This is a genomic window from Granulicella sp. L60 (genome assembly GCF_009765825.1).
Lineage (GTDB): Bacteria > Acidobacteriota > Terriglobia > Terriglobales > Acidobacteriaceae > Edaphobacter.
This window is the reverse complement of the sequence record NZ_LMUR01000022.1, coordinates 442921-461880: the sequence shown is the minus strand read 5'-3', so window position 1 is coordinate 461880 and position 18960 is coordinate 442921. Positions and strand designations below refer to the sequence as shown.

Sequence of the window (18960 nt, the reverse complement as noted above, 5' to 3'; positions counted from 1 at the left end):
GTACGCTACTAGATATTGCTAGCGCTTCATGAGTCGGAAGAAGAGGGCCTGTCTTGCGATGGGCTCGGTCTTTTCTGCGAGCTGCGCCATCTGCTTCTGGCTAAGCGGCGTGAAGTCGCGGGCGAACTGAACGCACTCCTCCACCTGCTGCACGGTGTCGCAGCCTACGATGGCTGTGCTGATGGGAAGCGAGAGAGTGTAGAACATAGTCTCGCGTTTGGTGAGGGTGCCGGGGCCGGTGGCGATGGCGCCAGTTCCCTCCCAGGATTTTTTCTGCACTTCGACGGGCGGCGGGGTCCAGGTAGAGAGGATTCTGCCGCGAGCCATCACCTTCATGCCGATGATGCCGATCTGTTTTTCGACGGCCATGGGGAGGAGATCTTTGGCGAAGCTGTAGTAGTACTGGTCGGCGGCGTTGAGACCCATGAGTACGGTGTCGAAGGGAAATCTTCGGATGCACTCCATGAGCGCTTCGGGGCGGAAGCGGCCGGTGACGCCGAGGAAGCGCACCATCTTCTGTTCGCGCGCCTGAGTGAAGGCTTCGATGGCGCCGCCCTTGCCGAAGATGGTCTCGACGTCTTCGTCGACGCCTACGTCGTGAAGCTGCCAGGTGTCGAGATGATCGGTGTTGAGGAGCTTGAGTGAGACTTCGAGGTTGCGGAGTGCGGCGTCGCGGGTGCGTTCTTTGGTTTTGCTTGCGATGAAGACCTGATCGCGATGGCCTTTGAGAGCTCTGCCGAGATACTGCTCGCTCCAGCGATCGGGACCGCCGTAGATGGCCGAGGTGTCGTAGTAGTTCACGCCGAGTTCGAGTGCGCGCTCTATGATGGGGATGGCGATGGCGTCGTTGTTGGTCTTTTCGAGTGCGCCCTGGCCGCCGAGGCCGAAGATGCCGGTGCGGAAGCCGGTCTTGCCGAGGTTTCTGGTCGGCATCATCTCCTGCACGGCCATGGAGGCGGCGGGAGTTGGGATGGAGGCTGTGTTGTCGGCGCGAGCGGAGGTGGGGAGCGCGGAGTGTGCGAGACCGGCGGCGATAGAGGCTCCGCCGACTTTGAGGAAGTCGCGGCGACCCTGATTGGTGACCTTCGATTTACCAGAGTTTCCTGAGTTGCTGAAGCTGTCCATGTGTGTGCGATCCCTGGCTGCCGCGCGAAAAGTGAAAGCGGCGAACGAATTTATTGTTGCCGCTCTACTTAGCGGCGTCAAGGCGATGCGAGAGGTGAAGTTCGAGGCGGATCGATGCCTATCTCTGCGGAAGCCAGACTGCGAGCAGTGATGAGCCTTCATGTACGGCGGATCATCGTTGAAATGAGGACGATACGGATGCACGGTCTTCCTTTTCCTTATTTATTTTGAGTTGTACTAGGAAATAAGAAGGCATTGGAACGAAAGCACAAATTTTAGTGCAAGTCCGCACATACATGAAGCAATAAGGGACCATGAATTGCAGTGCGGAAATATATTTCTTGACGAAGTAGCAAGGTAGTGCATATATTTTGCGGCGCAAATAAAAGATGCTTTGTGCGGTATGGACGACGGGCCCAGGCGATTGGCGAGAAGCGTTCTTGTACATATACGCTTCGAGATTTGCCGGTGCCGGAGTGCTCGACGGACCCACAAGGCATTGAACCAGGAGGAACAGGTACATGACGACCACGAAGCGCCGCTCTACTCGTCCTTATCTACTCTATGTCTCCTTCGCTGCATTCTTCCTCGCAGCGACGCTCTCCACGAACGCTCAAACGCTGGACTGCACTGCATCTCCCTATAACGTTCCGGCGGGATTACCGACCGCTTCCACCACATCGTTACAAGACCAGGCACAGCTGATGTGCCAGCAGCATCTGCTGTTTCCGACAGCGACATCGAACCCTCCGTTGACGGCTACGCGCGTGGCGGATCCGAACAAGCCGGTGAATGCGTGGCCGGGCACGGTGGCATCGCCCGAGACGAGCAACTGGACGGATGCGCTGGGGCATACGATTGTGCGCTGGCAGTGGGGACAGTGGACGACGTATGACGATTCGCAGAGCGGGGGTACGGCGAGTGTGCTTTGCAATGGGGCCAGCCCATGTACGCCCGCGCTGGAGCAGGGTACGTCTACAGGCGGCGCGATGAGTGGCTTTGGCGACTATGGGCCTGCGGGATCGCGTCCGTATCCGACGGGAAATGCGCCGCTGGGGATTGGAGGAACGATTCCGTGCGTGGCCCCGGGATGTCTGGTAGGCGCGACCTACACGCCGATCAATCTATTCGCCCTACAGAGAGATGTGAGGAAGAGTGACGACTGGACGTATGAGCCGGTTGATCTTTTCAAAACAAGAGACGGCGGAGAGCAGATCAAGACGCCTACCGACTGGTGGGTGAAGCGTCGTCCGGAGATCTGGGATCTGGTGCAAAAGGAGATCTACGGGTATACGTGGCCGGAGAAGGTGTGGCCGAAGATTACGTGGACGATTGGACCGGTGGACACGGGATCGGAGACTGGAGTTATCAGCTGCATTACGAGTCCTTCCTGTCCGAATGGAACGGTGACTAATGGAGTGACGTACTCGTATCGGGAGAAGACGTATACGGGTACGATTTCGACGGCGAGCTATCCGGCGTTGAGGGATGCTCCGGTGATTACGATCACGTGCCGCTTCCCTGCAAACGCAACGGGGAAGGTGCCGACGTTTATCAGCATCAGTGAGTCGGATGCTAATTTTCAGTACACGGCTCCGCTTGGCTTTGCGGCGTGTGGTTATACGCAGACGCTGCTGCAGCCGGATGCAGGCGGTGCGGATACGTCGGACTACCTGATAGGGCTGATCAACAAAGGCAATTGGAGAAAGCCGACCGATCCCGGCGCGCTGGTTGCATGGGCGTGGGGGATCAGCCGCATCATCGATGAGTTCGGCAAGGATGCGGATCCGTATGGACCTGATCCGGACAAGGTTGCTGTGGAAGGACACTCGCGTGATGGCAAGGCAACGCTGGTGACAGCCGCCTATGATGACCGCGTGGTAGCTGCGCTTCCGAGCTGTGGCGGAGAAGGTGGAACGTCGTGGCTGCGACGCGCGTATGGCGAAAGCATCGAGTCGGTTGTGGGAGACGGCGAGTATTACTGGATGGATGGCTACCTGATGAACTACGCAGGGGCGAAGTGCCAGAAGAATCCTGACGTGGGCAACCCAGGTTGCAAGCCTGCCTTCTTTCCGAGGAAGGTGGAAGACCTGGATGTCGATGTTCATTCAGTGATGGCGTTGATCGCTCCGCGTGCCGTGATGACGAACGGTGGCACGGATACGCCATACCATGGATACGGAGACGCATGGCAGGATCCTCGGGGGATGTTCCTTGCCGGGAAGATGTCGGGCCCGGTGTGGGAGCTGCTGGGATGGAAGGGCCAGGTGATTCCGGAGGGCACGGTCTTTACGAGCAATCCGACACCGTATAACTCGGGCGAGTCGATTGGTGGAACGCCACCATTCGATACGGCGTTCATTGACGGAACGGTAGGCTGGCGGCGTCACACTCAAGGTCATACCGATGTGCCGGAGTGGCCAGTGTTTGTTACGTTCGCGTCGAAGTACCTCAATGACGTTCGGCCAGTTATTACGGCTGGTCAGTCTTTCCAGTTGCGTGATTCGTGGAGCAACGATGTTGGGATCGTCAAGGGAACTCCAGGCGGCGGCGGCAAGCTGCAGAACTGGCAGATCAAGGGCGGCAGCGGCGCATATATCTTCGACATCAACACGGAGACGGGGATGATTACGCTGTCGGATAGAGGCAAACTTGATCCGAGGACCTCAAGCTATACGCTGACTCTTATGGCGAGCGATGGCATACTGCCTAGCCACGATCAGACGGTCACGATTGAGATTCCACGTAACTTCGTCGCGCAGCGATAGTTCGAACATGGATGCGGGGAGGCTCGTTGATGCTACGAGCCTCCCCATTTTTTTGCATGGAATTTTGAGCGGCGCATGAGGTTAGTCAGGGACGGCGTTTACCAGTTCTTCGAGCGATGGCAGGAAGGTGAAGCGTACAAGGGTCTGGGGATTTTTTGCGGCGGCTATGAGAGCTAAGGTACGCTGCTTCCAGCCTGCGGGGGCTTTGGTTCCCTGTGAGAGATAGTTCAAGGCTTCGAGGCCAGCCGTGGCAAGTTGCGGGAGTTGGCTGCCTCGCGACTGCGCCACGGCGAGGAGTGGCGTGGACGCGAGCTGCGCGTTGATTGCAGGAGCTGCGACGATCCATTCTTTGAAGGCAGCTTCGAGGTCTGCGCGTGCCTGCTCGTCAGCGGCTGGGGCTTGGAGGAACTGGTGCGTGAGGCGTTCGATGTTGTGGCGCGAGGGAGGGTCGGGGCGGACGGCGTCGACCAGATTGTCGAGCGGGGTTAGCTGTGAGGTGTGCTGCTGTTCGTAGCGATCGGAGAAGCTGACGGGCTCGAGCACGGACGCGAAGGTGCGGAGGGCATCGATGTCTTCGGTACCGGCTAGTTCGCGCAGCGCAGCGTCCTGATGGGAGAGGTGAGTGAGGCCGAGGGCTTCGAGGCGGATGGACTCTGCGGCGAGGCGGCGATACATGTCGTCGATATTGTTGACGCCTTCGGGCGACCAGAAGCGTTCGGCGATGGCGGCGGAGCGAGGCCAGATACGAGAGTCGATGGAGCGCTCGTTGAGGTGCTCGCCCCACATGCAGATCTCGCCACCGAGGATGAAGCTGCGCTGTTCGGGGGTGAGATCGGAGCTGAAGGGTAGAGGGTCTGCGAGGTAGTGCTCTGCGGCGGACTTCATTCCGTCGAGATAATATGGCTGCGACAGGATGCCCTGGTAGCCCTGCTTTGCGGCATCGGAGAGAGACTTTGCGCCGCGCCAGGACTGGATGACGACATCCTTTGGAAGAGCGGGGTTGAGTACCTCATCCCAGCCGACCATGTGCTTGTTGTGCTTCTGGAGGATCTTGAGAAGATGCTGGTTGAAGTAGGCTTGCAGCGCGGCGGCGTCCTGCAGCGAGTGCGTGCGCATGAACTCCTGAATGCGTGGGTTGGCCTTCCACTGGACTCCGTCGCTCTCGTCGCCGCCGATGTGCATGTAGGGATCGGGAAAGATCTGCGCCATCTCTCCGATGAAGCCGTCGATGAACTTATAGGTGCTATCGCGTGTGGGGTCCATGGCAGCGTCTTCGATACCGAACTCACGGCGAATGGTGTACGGACCGGGTGCGCTGGCGAGATCCGGATAGCCGACGAACCAGCTTTTAGTGTGGCCGGGCATGTCGAACTCGGGCACGACGCGGATGCCGCGTGCGCGGGCATAGGCGACGATCTCGCGGGCCTGATCCTGCGTGTAGAAGAGGCCGTCGGAGCCCATGCCGGTGAGGCGCGGGAAGAGCTTGCTTTCGATGCGGAAGCCCTGGTCTTCGGTGAGGTGCCAGTGGAAGACGTTGAGCTTCACGGCGGCCATGCCGTCGAGCGTGTGCTTGATGACTTCGACGGGCTCGAAGTGGCGCCCGCAGTCGATCATCAGGCCGCGCCAACGGAAGCGCGGTGTGTCTTCGATCTGCACGGCGGGAAGGAAGTAGCCTGTGGGCTCGGTCTGAAGAAGCTGCTGGAAGGTCTCGAGGCCGCGCATAGCACCGACTACCGTGGTGGCTTGTATACGTGCACCTGTAGTGGTGATGTTGAGGCTGTAGGACTCGTCTTCGTCGAGCGATTGAATGGCTTGGCCTGCGCCTTGAACGTCGATGACGAGTGTGGCTGCGGTGGCGTCTGTACGAACTTCCTTTGAGAGCGGCGTGCCGGTCTTGTCTTCGAGTGCTTGCAGGGTTCGTTGAATGGCTGCGTCGAGGCGCTCATCGTGAAAGTGCGGCGTGCTGACGGAGAAGGAGCTGCTCCATGGCAGTCTGCCTTCGCTTGAGGTGAGCTTCGCGGGTTCGGGTAGAAGCGTGTTGGTGAACACTGGGTTAGCCTGTGCCGCTGCGTGGAGGTAGAGTGACAGACATAGGATGACACCAGCCGCTAGTTGACGCTTCACGAAGTTCTCCTCTTTAGATGATGCGCTATTCGATGGTGGTGGTTGGGATGCGGATGGAGGCGCGGTAACGATCGCCCCGGTAACGAGAGCAGGCCACTTCGATGGGGATCTCCTCGGTCGTCATGATGATGCGCGAGATCGACAGCACGCTGGCCTTCCTGGGGATGGTGAGTAGCTCGGACTCATCGCGCGTGGCGGGGAGGGCCTCGAGGATCTCGTCTGCCCAGGCAACGCGGACGCCGAAGTTCTCGCGCAGGATGTAGTACAGAGACTGCTTCTCGAAGTCGAATCGCTCGAGCCCTGGAAACTGTTTGAGGGGTATGTGGGAGTCTTCGATCGCCATAGGGATTCCGTCGGCGAGGCGGAGGCGTCGCAGGCGCATGACCATCGCGTCTGTGTCGACCTTCAGTTGTTCGGCTAGCGCTGTTGTGACCTTGACGATGCTCTGCTCCAGAAGCCGCGAGCCTGGAATCAGGCCACGCTGCTTCATGTCTTCGGTGAAGCCGCGCAGGTGCATGATGCTCTTTTCGAGTTTGGGGCGAGCGACGAAGGTGCCGCGTCCCTTCTGACTGATGGCGTAACCGCTGGTCTTCAGACCGTGCAGCGCCTGACGCGCGGTCATCCTGCTGACTTGGTAGATGCGCGCCAGCTCTTCTTCGGAGGCGAGTGGATTGCCTTCGACCAGCTCGCCGGATCGGATTCTCTCCATCAGCGTCTGTTGGATCTGAAAGTACAGAGGGATGAATCCGGTTTTATCCAGAGGATGAACAGGAGCGACGGATTGGGCCTGAGCTTTCAACAATCTAGTCTCCTTGCACTGTCTTGGCGGGCATCGATTCGCTGAAGCGCAGCTTGTCCAATAGGCTTTTCAACAGGATCATGGTGAAACGATCAACATGCTCGAAATAATGAAACTCATATAGTTACAATTACTAATATTGATAGACCTAAAGCTGCAGCCTTATCCTGCATCTCGTCAGGAGCGCGGAAAGCATGAGGATGAGCGCGGTGAAGACGACGGATCGAAGGACGCCCGGAAGACCTGAGGCGACATGCGTTGTGAAGTAGGTAAATCCTATGGCAGCGACAGCAAAGTAGTAGAGGTCGGGGAGCAGGTAGGTGAGCAGCGTGTTCTCTCCTGCGGGACGAGTGAATGCGGTCCAGCGAGTTCGTTTTTTGACGTCACATATCCAATAGAGGAGCGTAAAGCAAAGGACGCTGCACGCGATGCAGTAGAGGCACCAGGTCGGGGTTGCGCGAATCTTGGAGATGCCGAGCGGAGTGAGAAGGTAGCCGCACAAGAGTGTGACGAGTGCGAACGTAGAGGCCCAGACGGCCTTCTGACGAAAGGTGGGCCAAAGCCTGCTTCGTTCGCCGACGAAGAGGCCAGAGGTGACGACGCCGGCCATGGCGATCGAAGACATCGCTCCGTTTCCGAATGGCCACAGGTAGAGGGGCAGCCTAGTCGGAAAGATGAGCCACTTCGCAGTGGTGAAGGCGCATAGAGCCGTGAGAACAACGAACCATGCGATGGGTGCCCAGTGCCAGCGGCGCGTTGTGAGATAGAGGATAGAGACTGCGAGATACGTCCAGCCGAGTAGGCCGAGGATCTCTGGGTAGGAGGTGTCGAGCCAGACGATGTGTCCGTCGGCTGCGGTGCGGCGAAAGAGTAGGAACATCGCGAGCAGCAGGGCGAGGCCGGAGTAACGCAGGATGCGGAAGAGGTTCTGGTAACGGGTGGAGGCTGGATAGACGTTCCAATAGAGGATTGCGCCAAGGAGAGAGATGATGGCCCAGATGTTCGTGCCGATGCCCATGAGAACGTGGTCGCCCCGCTCTGCGTTGGCGAGGATGAGGCCGAGAGCTACGAGCGCCACGGTGCGAAGCAGGATGTGCAGGCAAACGTTCGACATGGAGCCGGTCTTTTTGATGCGGCGTTCGAGAGCGATAGGGATGGTCATGCCGAGGATAAAGAGGAACGCCGGGAAGACCATGTCGACGTAGGTCATCGCGTCCATCTTGCCGGGTGCGTGATAGTTCCACCAGGGAAGGCCTTTGATCGAGGCTAGTTCGTTGACGAAGATCATGAGCGTCATGGTGAGGCCGCGAAAGACATCAATGGATGCAACGCGGGGCGCGTGTGTGACGGATTCGGCGACGTCGTTAGGGGCTTCGATGGTTGTGTTCATAGAGCCTCGACCTGGCGGAACACTCCGAAGGCAGGCATGATTCGTGCCGGCAAGTGGCTGCTTCCATACTCGTTTCATGAGCAGGGAACGATAGTAAAAAGACGGCGAAAGAATTTCTTTCGCCGTCTCTGGTTTGGATTGTTGGTCTGGTTAGAAGACCAGCTTCAAAGCGAGTTGAATGTTGCGCGGCTCGTTGACGGCGGTGGAGATCTGACCAAAGTTGTTGCCGGGGCTGACGTTGTTTGCAGGAGGAGACAGGCTGACCATGTTGAAGGCATTCAGGAAGTCACTGCGGAACTCAACGTGGGTTCCTTCCGTGACTGCGAAGTCCTTCGACAGCGATAGATCCACCTGCTGGTAGCCGGGGTCACGCTCAGAGCCGACGGACGCATTGCCGAAGCTCAGAGCACTCTCTTCGCTGTAGGCACAGGTGCCGTTGTCGGTGTCGCTTGCGCAGCCTGCAACGGAGGGATCGTTTCCGAACCAGTTGCGTGAGGTTCTGCCGACCACCTTCAAGCTGCGAAGGTGATTGGCGCGCGATGCCCTGGCGTTGACTGTGGTTGAGTAGAACGCGTTTGAGTTTACGGTGATGGGGAAGCCGGTGTGGAAGCTCATGATGGTGCTTGCCTTCCAGCCGCCGACGATCTCATCCTCGAAGCGATTCATGTTGCCACCGAACTGACGTCCGCGACCGAACGGAAGCTCGTAGTAGCCGGAGATCGATACGTTATGACGAGCATCGAAGTACGTCGGGCCGTAGTCTGCACGACCGTTGTAGGCATCCTGCCAGTACGCGCTCTGTGAGTCGCCTGCGCCGCCGCCTGCACCGTAGTAGCCAAGGTTGTTGCTAAGTCCCTTGCTGTAGGTCCAGTTGGCGAGCACTTCGAGTCCGTGGCTGAGGCGACGACGTCCTGTCACCTGCAGCGAGTTGTAGTTCATCACCGCCTCTGACTCAGTGAAGCTGATGTTCGTAATCTGGCTGAGCGCCGGGTTGAGAGCGGACAGCGTTGTGATGGGTAGATCGCAATTAAGGCAGGCCCGCTGGTTGGCCTCACGCGGATCGACCAGGTGGTTTCCTACCTGACCGAGATAGGCGACAGTCAAAGAGGTGAAGTTGTCGAGCTGATATTCCGTGGTGAGGTTGTACTGCTGGATGAGAGCGGGCTTCAGATCCTTCTGCCATGCGCGCACGTTGCCGGAGTAGACAGAGGGGTCGGATGGACGATAGAAGCCCTGAGTGGTGGACAACTGACCTCCGTTTGCGCAGGGGAGACCAGCAGTGCACGAAGCGTCCACGAAGAAGGGCGGGTTGAGCGTGAGGCGGAGGTTCGCACCCGTTCCTTCGAGGAAGTTCGTGATGCCATATCCACCGCGAAGCACAAACTTCTCGTGGAGGGACTCAGGCGACCAGGCGAAGCCGAGCCGAGGCATGAAACCAGCGTGGTAGGAGTCATAGAGCCCGCGAGGTGCGCCATTGACGCCGGCGTTTACGATGGCTCCGGTGGTGAGGTTGATGTTCGCCTGCTTGTTGTTGACCTCGATGTAGGGCTGGTCATACTCCCAGCGCAGGCCGAGATTGATGGTCAGGTTGGAACTCAGCTTGTAGTCATCCTGCACGAAGAACGCGGGGCGATACTGGCGCTGTCCCCAGCGGCCGGTGAGTGCGCCCTGTCCTTCGGTGGTGACGTTGTCGTGGAGGAAGTCATCTACGCTGGCGTTGAAGCTGAACCATCCGAGCGTGCCGTCGTTGCCGGAGTAGTAGCGGTTCTCCTGATAGCGAAGCACCTGCGCGCCGAACTTCAGAGTCTGCTTTCCGTGCTGCCATGTGAGGTTGTCGCCGTAGGTGAAGGCGTTGACGATGCTGTCGCTGTCGATACCGCCGTAAGAGCCGTTACCGTCCTGACCAGCGGGTGCGCCGATATCGTCAACCGTTCCGGAGTTCGCCTTGTTGCCGATGACGAGCGTACTGAAGCCCGGGACGAGCTGCGTTCCGGGGATGCCGAGGGTCGCGTTGCCGGTCGTGCCCCACTTGCCGGAGACATCGGTTGGCGTCTGAATGTAGCGCGTGCGGCCATAGCCGGCGCGGGCCTCGTTGATCAGGCTCGGCGAGATGACGTGCGTCCAGTTCACGATGAAGCCGGTGTAGGGATCGTTGAAGTTGGTGGGGATGTCTGTGGGCAGAGCAACCTTCGAGTAACCGTCGTGCTCACGTCCGATGGAGACGCGGCCGGAGATGGTATCGCGATTGGTCGCCTTCCAGTCGATCTTTGCATCGCCCTGGTCGTTTACTGTGGCCTGTCCTGAAGAGCCGATGTAGTTTACCGAAGATCCTTGCCCAGGGGTCGTATTCGGCAGGGGATAGAGCTCCGGGTGGGCGAAGAGATAGAGTGCAGCCGGATTGGTGATATCAGTGCGAGCGCGGTCTGCAGCTGAGACGACCGTGCGCTGTTCGACCGTGTCGCTATGCTGACGGGCTCCCTGGTAGTCGACGAAGAAGAAGAGCTTGTCGTGAAGAAGAGGACCGCCGAGGGTGCCACCGAAGATGGCGCGGTTAAGCGGAGGACGTGTACCGGCATTCCATGGGGATGCATTAAGGTTCTGATTTTCGCCGAAGAAGTAAGCGTTGCCGTGGAAGTGGTTTGTGCCGCTCTTGGTCACCATGACGACCTGGCCGCCGTTGGCGTTACCGTACTCCGCGGTGGCGTTGCCGGTGATGATGCGGACTTCACCGAGCGCGTCGACGTTGGGGCTGTAGCCGATGTAGTTGTCGATGGCTTCGTTGATGTCGGCACCGTCGAGCGTGTAGTTGTTGCTCTGCTCGCGATTGCCGTTGACGTTGAATCCGCCGTTGTACTGGCTGCGGCCTACGTTATCGAGGGCAGCCGGGTTGGGCGTGATCGCTCCTGCAACCAGCAGGGTGAGGGTAGAAAAGTTGCGGCTCTGAAGAGGAAGCTCGGTCGCTGCAGCCGCCGTGATGGTGTCTCCGGTGGTGGCGTTTTCCGTATTCAGAATGGGCGCGGTGTCGGTGACGATGACGCTGCTATTTGCGGCGCCGAGTGTGAGCCCGACGTTCACCCTTGCTTCCTGATCGACCTCGAGAGTAAATACGCTTGTGCTCTGAGTGGAGAAGCTCGGAGCTTCGACGCTGACCTTGTACTGCCCGATCTGCAGGAAGCGCAGAGAGTAGATGCCGCTGGGGTTGGTCGTTGTCGGCGTCTGTACACCGGTGAGCACGTTGACCGCGGTGACCTTGGCTCCTGCCACGACGGCACCGCTGGGGTCGGTCACGGTTCCGGTAATGGTTCCGGTGATGGTTTGAGCAAATGATGGAATACAGGCCATCAAGACCAGTGCTAATGCCAAAAGACTTTTGCTTAGCGTGAGTTGCTTGCGCATTGGCTTCCTCCGAGAGTAGATCTTCCGAATCAATATCTTTGTGTATCGAGATTTCGGGTTATTGGTACTTGGCTTGAGTATGTTTTTGTTCTGAAACTTTGTTAGGACGAAAGCCTTGCTTCCTGCCGCAGCTTCTCCCTTCGTTGGCCCGTGACGCTAAACATTGGGTGGAACGATCACCGCTGGAGGTCTTTTCGGACTCTCGCGGGGAAGATCAATAGCGAACCGCAAAAGAAAAATTGCTACAACGCTTCCATGCTCAGACGGCGATTCATGGAACTGAAATGTTCAGATGTCAGATCGTATAGACAACTGGACTGAAGTGCAATACTAAATTCACGATTTCTTTAGGTTTTTTAGATCTTGATAAAGATGCGCCGTTGATACAGAATCCATACCGGGACGAAGCAGACCGCGACGAAGGCGATGGCGAACAACAACGAATCCATTCCTGGCGGAAAGACAGAGGCGAAGAAGTGAGTGAAGATGTATCCCTTCAACGTGATGGGCGGTCGGCTGCCGGGAACATGCACGACGTAGATGATGATCGCGAGAACCTCTGAGATCACATAAGCAGTGATGGCGTTGGTGCCGAAGACGCGCCACGGATAGCTCCACCGGCCAGCCGTACCATCGTCTTTGATCAGCCATGTACACAGCGCGAGCGCCACCAGAGCGATTCCGGCAGCGAAGAGAACGTAGGAGCTGGTCCACAGCTTCTTATTAATGGGGAACCAGATATTCCACATCTCGCCGCCCGCGATCAGAGCGGTTCCTGCGATGAGCATCCATCTGCTCTTTTCCTGAATGGTTCTCTGCGTCTGTAGCCAGAGGCCAGTGAGAACTCCGAGAAGAACTGTGGCGATTGCAGGTAGTGTGCTCAGGAGGCCTTCAGGATCGCGTGTTCCTTCGTAGAGGCGGCCGGGAAGCATCCAGCGATCGATGATTGCAACCCAGTTGCGAACAGGGTCGAGGATGGGAAGATCGCGTACGGGGAGCATGCCGCCAGGCAGTGGAATCCACCGCATCATCACCCAGTAACCCACCAGCAGAAGAGCCGTTACCGAAAGCAGAAATGCGGGCCTTCGGTTCCATAGATAGAGAGCACTGGCGCACAGATAACACAACGCAATGCGCTGCAGCACACCGTAGATGCGCAGAGTAGAAAGAGGAAAGAAAGGAAGCCCGTTCAGAACGACGCCGATAAGAAAGAGGATGACCGAGCGTTGCAGCGTGTGGAGCAGAAGCTCGCGTTTGCCTACGCCTCGTGCCAGACGCGAGCGAAAGGAGAAGACCAGCGAGGTTCCCGTGAGAAAGAGAAAGGTTGGGAAGACCAGGTCCGTCGGGGTGCAGCCGTTCCATACCGAGTGCTTCAGAGGCCAGTACGCGTGATCCCACTCGCCAGCGGTGTTGACCAGGATCATGACGGCAAGCGTAAAGCCGCGCAGGACATCGATCGAGGAGAGGCGTTTTCCCGAGACAGCCGAAGCCGTCACCTGCTGCATGGTCGTCATTCGTTTGATCCCGCCTTCAGACGCTGTTCTTCCAAAAGCCTGTTCCGTCGCCCTCTGCCGGAGTGGGCAGGCGATAAGGCGCTCATGGCTATTTCGTTTGTGTTTCTGATGGATAAATTTGTATAGGCGTACAGACAGGTTTGCAACTTAAAAATGAGGACACAGCGGTTTTCATAAGCGCTGTGACGACAATGTGGGACAGAAGACCGTGGATCATCACTTCAAAAGACGCGAAGAACGGGCACGAAGCGCGTGTCGTCGATCTAAGCGACTTCTGTGGGAGAATGTTTTGCGCCGCAGATAGACCTAAAGTTCGCTGCGAACGCATTGACGAACCGAAGATTGGATAGTCCACTTTGAACAGGCGTGCTGCCTGATCTTCGTGGAGGTTTTGAAAGGTATGGAATGGATAAGAGGCAGTTTTTGAAGACGTCCGGAGCGATCCTCGCTGGTTCCCTGCTTTCCCGCTTCGCGCAGGCCGCAGATCAGGCGGCAGACCAGACCGCGCCCGCCGAAGGTCCACGCACCAACTGGGCCGGCAACTATACCTTCAAGTCGGTTCGCGTCGATCAACCCGCCAGCGCGGAAGAGGTCGGACAACTTCTCAAGAGTCTGCCCCACGCCAAGGCGCTCGGAGCTCGGCACTCCTTCAACAACATCGCCGACACGGTGGGAGATCAGATATCGCTCAAGCGCCTCGACCAGATGACGCTCAATAAAGAAGCTCGCACAGTCACAGTAGGCGCTGGCGTTACCTACGGCAAACTCGCACCGTGGCTCGACGCGCAGGGCTTCGCGGTGCACAATCTTGCTTCGCTTCCGCACGTCTCTGTCGTCGGAGCCTGTTCGACCGCAACGCATGGCTCCGGCATCCATAACGGCAACCTGTCGACGATCGTCTCGGGCATAGAGATCGTCAATGGCAGCGGCGAAAAGGTCTCACTCTCGCGCAACGGCAATCCCGATCAGTTTGCAGGAATGGTCGTTGGACTGGGCGCTCTGGGCGTAATCACCAGCATCACGCTCGACGTCGTTCCCACCTTTCAGATCGCGCAGGTCGTCTACGAGAATCTGTCGTTCGACCAACTGGAACATAACCTCGACACCATCTTCGCCTCCGGCTACAGCGTCAGCCTCTTCACCGACTGGCAACATCACCGCGCCACCCAGGTATGGCTGAAGCAGACCGTGACGAACAACACCGCGCCCGCCATGCCTCCGCTCTTTTATGGAGCCACGCTGCAGAAGACCAAGCTCCATCCTCTGACCGGGCACTCGGCGGAGAACTGCACGGACCAGCAGGGCATTCCGGGCCCTTGGTACGAGCGGCTGCCTCACTTCCGCATGAACTTCACTCCATCGAGCGGCGCCGAACTACAGACCGAGTACTTCGTTCCACGCAATCGCGCCTATCAGGCGATACTCGCCGTCGAAAAGCTGCGCGACCGGATCACACCGCACCTCTTCATCACGGAGTTGCGCACCATCGCCGCAGATCATCTGTGGATGAGCATGGCCTACGAGCGGGATTCGATGGCCATCCACTTCACATGGAAGCCGGAGTGGAATGATGTGAAGCAGATCCTGCCGCTGATTGAAGAGCAACTAAAGCCCTTCGGTGCACGACCGCACTGGGCCAAGCTCTTCACCACACCGTTAGACCAGCTTCGGCAGCTATATCCGAAGTTTGCCGACTTTGAGGCGCTCGCAAAGCGCTATGATCCCCAGGGCAGGTTCCGCAACGACTTTCTGAATAAAAACCTGTACGGCGCATGAGGCCGGACGACCTCCCTCTCTTCGGGTAAAACCGTCGCCTCTTTATGTTTGAGGATCGCAAGATCTCTGCTGCCCCATGAGTTAGGTGACCGTCTGCCTTTTGCGCTGCATGTGCGAAGGCTGGAACTCAAGTGGCAGCAAGAGATGTCGATCGCTGGAGGCACTGCGTATGGTGCGATCTCGCCAGCGCGAGGCACGCATATGCACTTCGGTGCTCATCATGTCCTCGATAGATGCGGGTGAGATCGCAAGTGGTCCGTCCAATTGATGAAAGAAAATCCCGTTAGCGCCGAATAAGAACTCCCAATATCCCAATCAAATATTTTCACTTGACATTAGTACACAACCCCAACTAATGTTCCGTCGAAATCTCTGTAGTTGATTTAGAAACTCTCTAAATAAACGCTTTAGTTGTTTGCAAAGACCTTGGCAGGACAGGTGCGAAACATACGCAACCTGACCCTGACGCACAGACGGCCTGCAGGCGACAGAGGTCAGGCACTCGGTTCGGCGACGACTCGAACAGCCTGAGTAAAAAACTGTAGCTTGCAATTTTCTTGGAGGCAAATCATGAAACAGCGCAATAGGTACAGGATATTTATCCTGATGCTCCTGGCTTTCTTCGCGTGCGGAAGCGTTTACGCGCAGGAAAACGCAGAGATTACAGGCGTGGTGACGGATCCGTCCGGCGCCGTAGTCCCCAATGTAACGATCACGGTTACACACGTCGCTACCGGCGATGTGCGCACGACGACGTCGAGCTCCTCCGGCCTCTTTGATCTTCCTGGCCTGCAGGTCGGCACCTACAAGTTGACCGCTACCGCATCCGGCTTCAAAAGCTACACCGCCTCTGGAATCGTGCTGAACGTCGCGCAGACGTTGCGTGCGAGCGTTGCGCTTGCAATCGGGTCCGAGAGCCAAACCGTAACGGTCGAGGCCGACGCACTGCAGGTGCAGTCCGAGACCAACGAAGTCAGCTCCCTGATCACCGGCAAACAGATCGAGCAGTTGGCGACCAACGGACGTAACGTCATCTCCCTGACCACGCTGGGCACGGGTGTCTCGACGACCAATCCCTCGTTCAACGGCGTCACCGCTCAGGGCAGCAGCTTCAACCTGAGCTTCAACGGCATGCGGCCTGACCACAACAACTGGTTGATCGACGGCGGCGAAGTGTATGACCGCGGCAGCGGCGGCAAACTGGACGTCATGCCTGCTCCAGACGTCATCGCCGAGTTCCAGATCCTCAGCAGCAACTACAGCCCCGACTACGGCATCTCCTCCGGCGGTACGGTGACGATGGTTCTCAAGTCTGGAACCCACGACTTCCACGGCGGGCTGTGGGAGTTCAACCGCAACGACGTCTTCGATGCAAACAACTACTTCTCCAAACAGGCCGGTCAGCCAAGGCCGGAGCTACGCCTGAACATCTACGGCGGAGACATCGGCGGCCCGGTGTGGATCCCTGGTCTCTACAACAAGGATCGCAAGAAGACCTTCTTCTTCTGGAGCGAAGAGTGGCGCAAGTTCATCCAGGGCGCCAATCCTAACGCGGCCCAAACGGTTCCCGCTTCCAACTTCCCCACCGCTGGGCAGGATCTGGCATATACGGACTACACCTCAAACGGTGCCGCTGTGCTTCCGATTGTCCCGGTGACTGCGGATCCGGCCAAACAAGCGCTGTACGGTCAGCTAGGCCTTACGGCAGGACAGCCCTTCCCCAACACCTGCACCAGTGCCACTACATGCGTGTCAACCATTCCTCACCAGCTTCTCGATCCCAACGCTGTACTATTCCTGGGAACCGGCGCGATTCCGAAACCAAATGCGGCGGGTAACCAATATATCGCATCGCCCAAGCAGCCGACCGACGTTCGCGAAGATGTAGTCCGCGTCGATCACAACATCAACGACAGACTTCACCTGATGGGCCACTGGATTCACGATCAGATGTCCCAGACCATCTTCCCGACCCAGTGGAGCGGCGACAGCTACCCCACCGTCGGCAATGTGTTCGCGAACCCATCGTGGGCCGCAGTCATCAACCTGAGCCAGGTCATCTCTCCGACCCTGTTGAATGAGACCGCCCTGAATGTCAATGGCAACACCATCGACATCACCCCGGCCGGCATCTTTCAGCAACCTGCTGGCTGGACTGGAACCGGCATCTTTACAGGCAACAACGCTCAGAACCGTCTTCCCTCCGTCGCATTCTCCGGCATCGGGCCTGGAACTACCTACACGACTAACTACTGGCCGTGGCATAACTCCTTCCTCGACTACCAGATTCGCGATGACCTGTCCTGGACCCATGGAAAGCATGCCTTCAAGTTCGGCGCAGGCTACATGCGCATGGACAAGAACCAGCAGCAGCAGGCAGATACCCAGGGTGACTTTACGTTCAACGATGGAGCTTACGCGAAAGACTCGTATGTAAACTTCCTGTTGGGCTTTGCAAACAGCTACACCCAGCTTCAGTCGCTGCAGACAGCACACTGGGTCAACAACACCTACTCCGGATATGGCTTGGATAACTGGCACGTTCTTCCGAGACTGACGCTCAACCTCGGCCTCCGTTACGACGGGCTGCCGCGCACCTTTGAGAAAAACAATCGGACGTCGAACTTCCTTCCCTCCGCCTTCAATCCCGCCGACGCGCAGGTTCCTGCAGCGGATGGGACTTTGAATCCGAATGGGCCTGGATTCAGCCAACCCGCAGGAGCACCAGTGCCCTTCTATCTGAATGGCGTGGAGCTGGCGGGAGTCAACGGTCTTCCCAGAGGACTGGTAAAGGCGACATACGGCACCATTCAGCCTCGTGTCGGCTTTGCTTACGACCTCTCCGGAGATGGAAAGACAGTTATTCGGTCCGGCTTCGGAATGTTCTTCGAGCGCGTCCAGGGCAACGACATCTACGGTACAGACGTCAATGCACCGTTCGCCTATCAACCTTCCGTCAACGCAATCTATTTCTCTAACCCGAACCAGAGCAGTTTGACTGGAGCAACCGCAACCTCTCCCACCTCGCCGGCGAACTTCGGCTCTCTGGCCTACAACTACCCCAACCCCGCCACGATTCAATTCAGCCTTGGAGTACAGCGTGAGCTTGCACCCTCCATCGTTGCATCGATCCAGTACGTAGGCGTTACAGGCTGGCATCAGAACGATGAGCGCGCAGTCAATACGTTGCCGCTGTCCGATCCAGGCAATCCCACAAACCCGTACGACGACCGTCAGTTAGTTGCTGGCGGAGCGAATGCAAACTTCTACAGGCAGTTCCCTGGATTCGCCAACATCACGCAGGTAGAAGACACAACCAACAGCAGCTATCACTCACTCCAGGCGGCCATGCGCATGGAAGCAAAGCATGGATTTTCCATCCAGCTCGCTTACACGTGGTCGCACGAGATCGATATTCAAAGCGGCGATCTTACCTCTTCCACACTGTCCGGTTCCGGCGGCCAGATCTCAAACCCCTTCAATCTAAACTATGACCGCGGTTCGGGTCTGTTCGATCGTCGCCACATCTTCAACGCAAACTACATCTACGAGCTTCCGTTTTTCCTGCACTCCACCAACGCGTTTGAGAGAACGCTGATCGGTGGCTGGCAGATCTCGGGAGTCACCGTTGCTGAGAGCGGCGTCCCCATCAACGTCAACTACGGAACCGACACACTCGGATTGGGCGGCGGCACCACCAACCGTCCCGATCTGATCAGCCCGGTCCAGCACATCAAAAAACAGACTGCGTGGTTCAGCACCTCGTCCTTCGCAGCTCCGCTTGCACCTTGGGCCGGTGGCACAGGTCAGGGCTACGGCAGCGCAGGCAAGGATGCCGTTGTAGGACCTGGGCTCTTCAACTGGAACCTGGCCTTGTTCAAGGAGTTCAGGCTTACCTCGCACGAGGGGCCGAGATTCCAGTTCCGGGCTGAGTCCTACAATACCTTCAACCACACGGAGTTCAACGCTGTAAGCACCGGGTTCACCAGCAGCAACTTCGGGCAGGTGACCTCGACTTACGATCCGCGCGTTCTTCAGCTCGGAGCGAAGTTCCTCTTCTAAACCAAT

Annotated in this window: 9 protein-coding genes; 3 read left to right on the top strand and 6 right to left on the bottom strand. The window is 57.8% G+C overall.

Features of this window, described 5'->3' with window-relative positions; translation table 11 throughout:
- Positions 1-18: 18 nt before the first annotated feature.
- Positions 19-1125, bottom strand: a complete 1107-nt coding sequence (locus GSQ82_RS22900) for an aldo/keto reductase (protein ID WP_158794589.1) — start codon at positions 1123-1125, stop codon at positions 19-21.
- A gap of 521 nt (positions 1126-1646) precedes the next feature.
- Between GSQ82_RS22900 and GSQ82_RS22895 the strand changes: the two genes are divergently transcribed.
- Positions 1647-3893, top strand: a complete 2247-nt coding sequence (locus GSQ82_RS22895; protein WP_158794588.1) for a cadherin repeat domain-containing protein — start codon at positions 1647-1649, stop codon at positions 3891-3893.
- An 81-nt stretch (positions 3894-3974) separates the two neighbouring features.
- Here the strand turns inward: GSQ82_RS22895 and GSQ82_RS22890 are convergent, their stop codons facing one another.
- The 5 genes from GSQ82_RS22890 to GSQ82_RS22870 form a co-directional block, all read right to left on the bottom strand.
- The gene (locus tag GSQ82_RS22890; RefSeq protein ID WP_158794587.1) at positions 3975-6017 is read right to left on the bottom strand and encodes a beta-N-acetylhexosaminidase; all 2043 of its coding nucleotides are present in this window, start codon (positions 6015-6017) and stop codon (positions 3975-3977) included.
- 25 nt (positions 6018-6042) lie between these two features.
- Positions 6043-6819, bottom strand: coding sequence for a GntR family transcriptional regulator (locus tag GSQ82_RS22885; RefSeq protein WP_158794586.1), 777 nt, complete (start codon positions 6817-6819; stop codon positions 6043-6045).
- Between the two features lie 145 nt (positions 6820-6964).
- Positions 6965-8206, bottom strand: coding sequence for a DUF5009 domain-containing protein (locus GSQ82_RS22880; protein WP_158794585.1), 1242 nt, complete (start codon positions 8204-8206; stop codon positions 6965-6967).
- 150 nt (positions 8207-8356) lie between these two features.
- Positions 8357-11602, bottom strand: a complete 3246-nt coding sequence (locus GSQ82_RS22875) for a TonB-dependent receptor (RefSeq protein WP_158794584.1) — start codon at positions 11600-11602, stop codon at positions 8357-8359.
- Positions 11603-11958: 356 nt separating this feature from the next.
- Positions 11959-13116, bottom strand: a complete 1158-nt coding sequence (locus tag GSQ82_RS22870; protein WP_158794583.1) for an acyltransferase family protein — start codon at positions 13114-13116, stop codon at positions 11959-11961.
- 423 nt (positions 13117-13539) lie between these two features.
- Here GSQ82_RS22870 and GSQ82_RS22865 point away from each other — a divergent pair, with 423 nt between their 5' ends.
- Positions 13540-14892: a D-arabinono-1,4-lactone oxidase gene (locus tag GSQ82_RS22865; protein ID WP_371417259.1), complete on the top strand. Its 1353-nt coding sequence runs from the start codon at positions 13540-13542 to the stop codon at positions 14890-14892.
- Between the two features lie 570 nt (positions 14893-15462).
- Entirely contained in the window at positions 15463-18954 is a 3492-nt protein-coding gene (locus GSQ82_RS22860) for a TonB-dependent receptor (RefSeq protein WP_158794581.1), read from the top strand.
- Positions 18955-18960: the final 6 nt, after the last annotated feature.